The sequence below is a fragment of the Mycobacterium sp. E2699 genome (assembly GCF_001666745.1).
Lineage (GTDB): Bacteria > Actinomycetota > Actinomycetes > Mycobacteriales > Mycobacteriaceae > Mycobacterium.
The window spans coordinates 1-8,676 of sequence record NZ_LZJH01000130.1 but is presented as its reverse complement, the minus strand read 5'-3'; the positions used below and the strand labels follow the sequence as shown (position 1 = coordinate 8,676).

2 protein-coding genes are annotated in these 8,676 nt (G+C 70.6%); both read right to left on the bottom strand.

The annotated features are described in order from the left end of the window. A partial coding sequence (locus A5696_RS28540; RefSeq protein WP_369803379.1) for an amino acid adenylation domain-containing protein occupies nucleotides 1-8,207 on the bottom strand: 8,207 nt, incomplete at its 3' end. Between the two features lie 10 nt (nucleotides 8,208-8,217). Then, nucleotides 8,218-8,676: hypothetical protein (locus A5696_RS29275; protein ID WP_369803378.1), on the bottom strand; the 459-nt coding region annotated here is incomplete at its 5' end.

Below are 8,676 nucleotides of genomic sequence, written 5' to 3'. Positions count from 1 at the left end.
CGCGTCACATTGCGATGCGGAACCGCCACCCCCTTCGGGGTCCCCGTCGTACCCGACGTGTAGATCAGATAGGCGATGTCATCGGGGGCCGGTGTAGGCGGCGCGGTGCCGGGCCGGGTGTCGACGGCGCGATCATCGATATCGATCGCGAGCAGGCCGCGCTCCTCGAGCCGCGGGCGCAGCTCGCCGGTGGTGATCGCGGCGACCGGCGCGGCGTCCTCGAGCACGAACCGCATCCGCGCCTCGGGCACCGCCGGGTCGATCGGCACATAGGCGGCCCCGGTCTTCACCACCGCCAGCATCGCCACCACCGCCCGCGCCGAGCGCGGCAACAGCAACGCCACCCGCTGCCCCGGACCCACCCCGTGGCCCATCAACACCTGCGCCAAGCGGTTGGCCGCCTCGTCGAGCTCCCGATAGGTCATCGACCGGCCCTCGAAGCTCACCGCCGCGGCATCGGGCACCCGCGCCACCTGCGCGGCGAACACCGCCGGAATCGCCGCCGACGCCGTCAACGACTGGGTCAACGCCGCCCGATTACCCCAGCCGGCCAGCCGGGCGCGCTCAACGTCGTCGAGCACGCCGATCGACGACAGCCGCCGGGTCGGGTCGTCGCTCATCGCGACCAACACCCGCTGCAAACGCTGGATCAGGGTTTCGATGCTGACGGCGTCGAAGACGTCGGTGCGGAACTCGACCGCCCCGCCGATGCCGGCCGGTTCACCGTCGTCGTCCCAGTACTCTTCGAGGGCCAGCGCCAGATCCATCCGGGCCGTGCCCGTGTCCACCGGCAGCTGCGTGAGCTCGAGGTCGCCCAGCGCAAACGCGGCGTCGCCGGTGCTGCCGTGCAGGGTGCGCCAGGCCAGCATCACCTGGACCAGCGGGTGATGAGTGAGCGAGCGCGTGGGGTTCAGCCGTTCGACCACCACTTCGAAGGGCACGTCCTGGTGCTCGTAGGCGGCCAGGCTGCGGGCCCGCACCTGAGCCAGCAGTTCGGCGACACTGGGATCGCCGGCCACGTCAACGCGCAACACCAGCGTGTTGACGAAGAACCCGACCAACTCGTCGAGGGCGGGGTCGCGCCGCCCGCCGATCGGGAAGCCCACGGCCACATCGGAACTCGCGCTGAGCTTGGCCAGCAGCACCGCCAGGGCGGCCTGCATCACCATGAAACTGGTCGAATTGTGCTCGCGGGCCACCCGGACAACCTGGCGCTGCAACTCGGCGGGCCACTCCACCGGCACGCTGGCGCCGCGTTGATCGGCCACCGGCGGGTACGGCCGGTCGGTGGGAAGCCCCAGCCGCTCGGGCATCCCCGCCAGGGTCTCCTCCCAGTACGCGAGCTGCGCGGCGATGGGACTCTCGCGATCGGTGAGTTCGCCGAACTGCGCGCGCTGCCACAGCGTGTAATCGACATACTGCACCGGCAACGGTGCCCAGTCGGGGGCCTGCCCCAGGCGCCGGCCGGCGTAGGCCACGGCCATGTCGCGCACCAGCGGCGGGATCGACAAGCCGTCGGCAGCGATGTGATGCACCACGGCGACCAGCACGTGTTCGTCGTCGGCGACGCGGAAAACCCTCGCCCGCAAGGGGATCTCGGCCGCCAGATCGAAGGTGTGGCGCGCGGTCTCGTCGACGGCCTGCTGCAGCCGGTCGGACGGCCATGCGGTGGCATCGACGACGGCCCAACCGAAGTCGGCGCGGTCGGCGGCCACCACCAGCTGTTGCGGTATTCCGTCGGGGGCGGCGAAGAGCGTGCGCAGGCTTTCGTGGCGGCCCACCACATCGGACAGCGCCGCGCCCAGCGCGTCCACATCCAGCGGTCCGCGCAGTTGCAGCGCCACCGCCAGGTTGTACACCGGCGACGGGCCCTGCAACTGGTCGATGAACCACAACCGGTTCTGGGCAAACGACAACGGAATCACCGCGGGTCGCTCGACGGCCCGCAACGGTTCCAGCCGGCCGCCCGAAGCGGCGATACGTGGCGCCAACTGAGCCACCGTGGGAGCCTCGAACACCACCCGCACCGACAGGCCCGCATCCAGGGCGTTGTTGACCGCGGCGATCAGGCGCATCGCCGACAGGGAATCGCCGCCGAGGTCGAAGAACGAGTCATCGACGCCGACGCGTTCCACACCGAGCACCTGGGCGTAGATGCCGGCCAGGATCTCCTCGGTCAGGGTGGCCGGGGCGCGGTAACGACCGGTGTCCTGGTACTCCGGCGCCGGCAGGGCGCGTTGGTCGAGTTTGCCGCTGACCGTCAGCGGCAGCGCCGCCAGCCCCACCACCGCGGTCGGCACCATGTAGGCCGGCAGTCGTTCGGCCAGTGCGGCGCGCGCCGCGGCGGGTTCGGCGGTCCCGGTGACGTAGCCGACCAGACGCTTGTCGCCGGGGCGGTCCTCGCGGGCGATCACCACCGCCTGTTCGACCCCGTCGAGCCCGGCCAGTGCGGCCTGGACCTCGCCGAGCTCGATGCGATACCCGCGGATCTTGACCTGCTCGTCGGCCCGCCCGAGATATTGCAGCTGCCCATCCGGGCGCCAACGAACCAGGTCCCCGGTGCGGTACATGCGTGTCCCGGGCTGGCCGAACGGGGAGGCCACAAACCGCGCCGCGGTCAGGCCGGCCCGGCCGACATATCCGACGGTCACACCGCGTCCGGTCACGTACAGCTCGCCGACCACGCCGGCCGGCACCGGACGCAGCCACTCGTCGAGAACGAACACCGCCGCGGTCGACACCGGCGACCCGATCGGCGCCGCCCCGGTGCCGGGTGACAGCGGCGCACTCATCGAGGCATACACCGTGGCCTCGGTCGGGCCGTAGGCGTTGATCACCACCCGCCCCGGCGCCCATTGATCGACCACCTCGGCCGAGCACGCCTCGCCACCGAGCAGCACCGCCACCGACTCCAGTCCCTGCGGACGCAGCGCGGTCACCGCCGACGGCGTCTGGGTCAGCACGTTGACCCGTTCCCTGACGAGTAGGTCGTGGAAATCGTCCGGTGACCCGACGACCGCGTCGGGCACCACCACCAGGCGGCCGCCGCCCAGCAGCGCGGCCCAGATCTCCCACACCGAGAAGTCGAAAGCGTACGAGTGGCACTGCGTCCACACCTGCGCCGCCGGCAGGTCGACGGGCGACGACTCCGCCAGGTGCGCCAGATTGCGGTGGGTGACGGCCACGCCTTTGGGGGTCCCGGTGGTCCCGGAGGTGTAGATGAGGTAGGCGATGCCGTCGGGGGAAGGCGCCGGTGGCGCGGTGACGGGCTGGGTTGCCACGGCGGGGTCGTCGACGTCGATGACCGGCAGACCTCGCCCGTCCAGGCGCGACCGCAGGGCCGCCGTGGTGACCACGGCCATCGGCGCGGCGTCGGTCAGCATGAACCCGAGCCGCGCCTCCGGCAGCGCGGGATCGATCGCCAGGTAGGCCGCCCCGGTTTTCAGCACCGCCAGCATGGCGACGACGGCCTGGGCCGAGCGCTCGAACAGCAGGGCCACACATGCGCCCGGCCCTACCCCGTAGCCAGACAGCAAGTGCGCCAACCGGTTAGCCGCCTCGTCGAGTTCGCGGTAGGTCATCGACCGGTCCCCCGCGGTCAGCGCGACCGCCTGCGGGGCGTGGGCCACCTGCGCCGCCAGCAGCACCGGAACGGACACCGCTGCCGGTGCGGGCCGGGTCAGCACCGCGCGGTTGCCCACCTCGTCGAGGCGGGTGTGCTCGGCGACATCGAGCACATCGATCGACGACAGCCGTTGCTCCGGGTCCGCGGTCATGGCGACCAAAACCCGCTTGAATCGGTCGATCAGGATTTCGATGCTGGCGGCGTCGAACACGTCGGTGCGGAACTCCACCGCTCCGGCGATGCCGGCGGGCTCACCGGCGTCGGTCCAGGATTCGCCCAGCGTGAACGCCAGATCCGTGCGGGCGGTCCGGCTGTCGAGCGGGACCGGCGTGATGTGCAGATCGCCCAGGGTCAACCCGGCGGCGGGGTCGTTGTGGGATTGCCAGTTCTGCCAGGCCAGCATCACCTGGACCAGCGGGTGATGGGTCAGGCTTCGAGTCGGGTTGAGCCGTTCCACCAGCACCTCGAACGGCACGTCTTGGTGCTCGTATGCGGCCAGGCTGCGCGCCCGCACCTGAGCCAGCAGTTCGGCAATGCTGGGGTTACCGGCCAGATCGACCCGCAACACCAAGGTGTTGACGAAAAAGCCCACCACGTCGTCCAGCGCGGGGTCCCGGCGCCCGGCGATCGGGAATCCCACGGACACATCGGAACTCGCGCTGAGCTTGGCCAGCAACACCGCCAGGGCGGCCTCCATCACCATGAAGCTGGTCGCGTTGTGTTCGCGCGCGACCCGGGCGACTTGCTGCTGCAACTCGGCCGGCCACTCCACCGGCACGGTGGCGCCGCGGTAATCCGCGACCGGCGGGTAAGGACGGTCGGTGGGCAGCTGCAAATGTTCGGGCATCCCGGCCAGCGCCTCTTGCCAGTAGGCCAACTGCCCGGCGATGCGGCTGCCGCTGTCACCGAGCTCACCCAGCTGCGCGCGCTGCCACAGCGTGTAATCGGCATACTGCACCGCCAGGTCGGCCCAGCCGGGGGCCTGCCCCGCGCTCCGGCTGGCGTAAGCCACCCCGAGGTCGCGCACCAGCGGGGTGATCGATGAGCCGTCGGCGGCGATGTGGTGCACCACGGCCACCAGGACGTGTTCGTCGTCGGAGATGCGGAAAAGCTTTGCGCGCAGGGGGATCTCGGCGGCGAGGTCGAACTGGTGGCTCGCCACGGTGTCGAACTCGTCGGCGAGTTGCCCTTCCGGCCACCCGGCGGCGTCAACGACGGCACAGGCGAAGTCGGCCCGCTCGGCCGGCACGACCACCTGGCGGGGTACACCGTCGTGAGCGGTGAACAACGTGCGCAGGCTCTCCTGCCGGGCCACCACGTCGGCCAGCGCCGCGCCCAACGCGTCCGCATCCAGCCGCCCGCTCAGCCGCAAGGCCACCGCCATGTTGTAAATCGTTGAGGGGCCTTGGAATTGGTCGATGAACCACAACCGGCTCTGGGCAAACGACAATGGAATGACCGCGGGCCGCTCGCCGGCCGCGAAAGGTACCAGGGGCTCCAGCCGCGCCTCGTCCCCGCCGATGCGTGGCGCCAACTGGGCGACCGTCGGCGCCTCGAACAGCGTGCGCACCGAGAGGCCGGCATCCAGGCCGGCGTTGACCGCGGCGATCAGGCGCACCGCCGACAGCGAGTCCCCACCCAGGTCGAAGAACGAGTCGTCCACCCCGACGAGCTGCGGCGGCTGAATGTCGAGGACCTGCGCATAGATGCCGGCCAACAGCTCCTCGACCGCGGTGGCCGGCGCGCGGTAGCGGCCGCCATCCTGGTATTCGGGTACCGGCAGGGCGCGGGTGTCGAGCTTGCCGTTGACCGTCAGCGGCAGCGCCTCCATCGCCACCACGGCGGACGGCACCATGTACTCGGGGAGCCGCTCACCCAGGGCAGCGCGCGCGGCGGCCGGATCGACCGTGCCGACGACATAACCCACCAGGCGTTTGTCGCCGGGGCGGTCCTCGCGGGCGATCACCGCCGCCTGCGCCACCCCGTCCAGCCCGGCCAGCGCCGCCTGGATCTCACCGAGCTCGATGCGATACCCGCGGATCTTGACCTGCTGATCGGCCCGACCCAGGTAGCGCAACTGCCCGTCGGCACCCCAGCACACCAGGTCCCCGGTCCGATACATGCGTGCCCCGGGCTCCCCGAACGGACACGCCACAAACCGCGTCCCCGTCAGCCCCGCGCGGCCCACATAGCCATACGCCACGCCGGCTCCGGCCACATACAACTCCCCCACCACACCGGCCGGCACCGGCTGCAACCACCCGTCCAGCACGAAGAAACCGAGGTGGGCCAACGGCACCCCGATGGGACTGACCGTGCCGTCCACGTCGCCGGCCACGATCTCGCGAAACGACGCGTGCACCGTCGTCTCGGTGATGCCATACATGTTGATCAACCGCGGCAATCCCGGATGGTTGTCCAGCCACGACCGCAGCCGCTGCGGCTCGAGCGCCTCCCCGCCGAACACCACCGCCTCGAGCTTCAGCCGGGGCTCCAGCTCGGCTTGTGCCGCATCGGCGGTCTGCAGCGCATAGAAGGCCGACGGGGTCTGGCTCAACACGGTGACCTCTTCGCCCACCAGCACCGCGTGCAGATCCTCCGGTGAGCGCACCACCGCATCGGGCACCACGACGACCCGTCCGCCGTAGAGCAGCGCCCCCCAGATCTCCCACACCGAGAAGTCGAACGCCAGCGAGTGGCACTGCGACCACACCTGCCCCGCCAGTTCCAAGTCGGCGTCGAGCGTCTCCAGCAGCCTGGTGACGTTGCGGTGCGGAATCGCCACGCCCTTGGGGGTCCCGGTAGTACCAGAGGTGTAGATGAGGTAGGCGATGTCGTCCGGGTGCGGCGGCGGCAGCGGGGTGCTGGGCTGGCTGTCGACGGCCGGGTCGTTGATATCGATGACCGCCAGGTCGCGCCCGTCCAGCCGATCGGCCAGGGCGGCGGTCGTGATCGCGGCGACCGGCGCGGCGTCACCGAGCACGAACTCCATCCGGGCTGCCGGCACCGCCGGGTCGATCGGCACGTAGGCCGCCCCCGTCTTCAGCACCGCCAGCATCGCGACGACCGCCTCGGCCGACCGCGGCAACAGCAACGCCACCCGCTGTCCCGGACCAACACCCCGGGCGGCCAGCACGTGGGCCAACCGGTTGGCCGCGCCCTTGACCTCCCGGTAGGTCCACGACCGGTCCCCGGCGCTGATCGCGACGGCCTCCGGCGTGCGCGCGACCTGCGCACCGAACACGACCGGAATCGAGACCGGCACACCGACCGGCTGGGTCAACCCCGCCCGGTTGCCCCACCCCTCCAGCTGCGCGTGCTCGCCGGCGTCGAGGACATCCATCGACGACAACCGCCGATCCGGATCGGTGGTCATGGCGACCAGCACCCGCTTGAATCGCTCGACGAGGGTTTCGACGGCGCCCGCGTCGAACACGCCGGTGTCGAATTCGACGCGAAGTCCCAGCTCGGTGTCCGGCAGGGCCTGGATGGCGAGCGGGTAGTGGTTGTATTCGCGGTGGATGAAGTCGGTGACGGCCAAGTCTTCGGCGCCCGGCAGGGCGGCGGCGTCGAGCGGGTAGTTCTCGTAGACGAAGAAGGTGTCGAACAGGTTGTCCTGGCCGGTGATGCGGTGAATTTCGCTGAGCGCCAGGTGCTGGTGGTCGAGCGTGTGGTTGTGGGCGCTTTGCAGCTGGTCGAGCAGGTCGGTGGCAGTGGTGGGCGCGGTGATGCGGGCGCGCACCGGCACGGTGTTGATGAACAGGCCCACCATCGAGTCGGCGCCGGGCACCTCCGCCGGCCGGCCCGAAACGGTCGTGCCGAATGCGACGTCGTTCCGGCCGGTCAGCCGCGTCAGCAGCTGGGCCCAGGCGGCCTGCAGGACGGTGCTGACGGTGGTGTGGTGGGAGCGGGCCAGGTCGCTGAGCGCCCGAGTCGTCTGCTCGGGCACCCGGAACGACGCAACCCCCCTGGGCCCGGGGCCGACTCTGCCCGGTGGGCCGACCAAGGAGGGCGTGTCGAAACCGGCGAGCACCTCGCGCCAGGCCGCGCGGGCGGCATCGAGGTCACGGCCGGTCAGCCAGCTCACGAAGCTGCGATACGGCCTCGCCGCGGGCAGCCACTGCCGGTGGTAGCTGGCGAATATCTCCCCCAGGAGGATCGGGAGCGACCAGCCGTCAAGCACGATGTGATGGTTCGTCAACACCAGGCGGTGCTGGTCTTCCGCGGTACCGATGAGTGCGGCCCGGAAGGCCGGCTGGTGGTTGAGATCGCAGACGGCGGCGCGTTCCGCGGCGCAGATCTGCTGGATCTGCTCGTCGAGGTCCGGGCCGGCGCCGCTGAGGTCGACATACCGCCAGGGCGCCACGGGATCGGCCGGGATGATCTGCACCGGCTGGTCGAACTTGTCGGAGAAGCGGGCCGCGAGGTGGGGATGGCGGCTCACCACCGTGTGCACCGCCTCGCGCAGGCGATGCTGATCCAGCCGGCCGCGCAACACGATCTCCAGCTGCACCGCATAGACATCGTCGCCGCCCTGGTCGGTCAGCGCATGAAACCACAGCCCCTGCTGCAGGGGCGTCAACGGTAAAACGTCAGCTATCCGCATATTGCCGCTGGAGTTCGTCGATCTGCTGCTGGCTGAGACCGGCAGCGATATCGGAGGGCGTCAACCCGCCCCCACCACCGCGCACATGCGCGCAGATGCCGGCCAGCGCCTCAAACCACAACCGGCTCAGCCGGGAGACCTGCGCGTGATCCAGGGCCGAGGGCGCCCACGTCCAGCCGGCGTGCAGGTAAGGGCCCGCGGCGGCCTCCACCGTGCTGGCGTTGAGCTCCACGGTGTGCGCCAGCGGCATGGGCAACCTTGCGCTGGCGTCGATCAGCGACAAGCCGTCCTCGCAAATTCCCCATACGTCGTCGGACACCTCGGTTCCGGCGCTCAGCCGCCCGAGATAGTTGAACCCGATCGGCGGATCGGAGCCGTCCAGGTCGGTCTCGCCGTTCAGGTAGCGCAGCACGCCGTAGGTCAGGCCATCCGGCAGCGCGCGCAG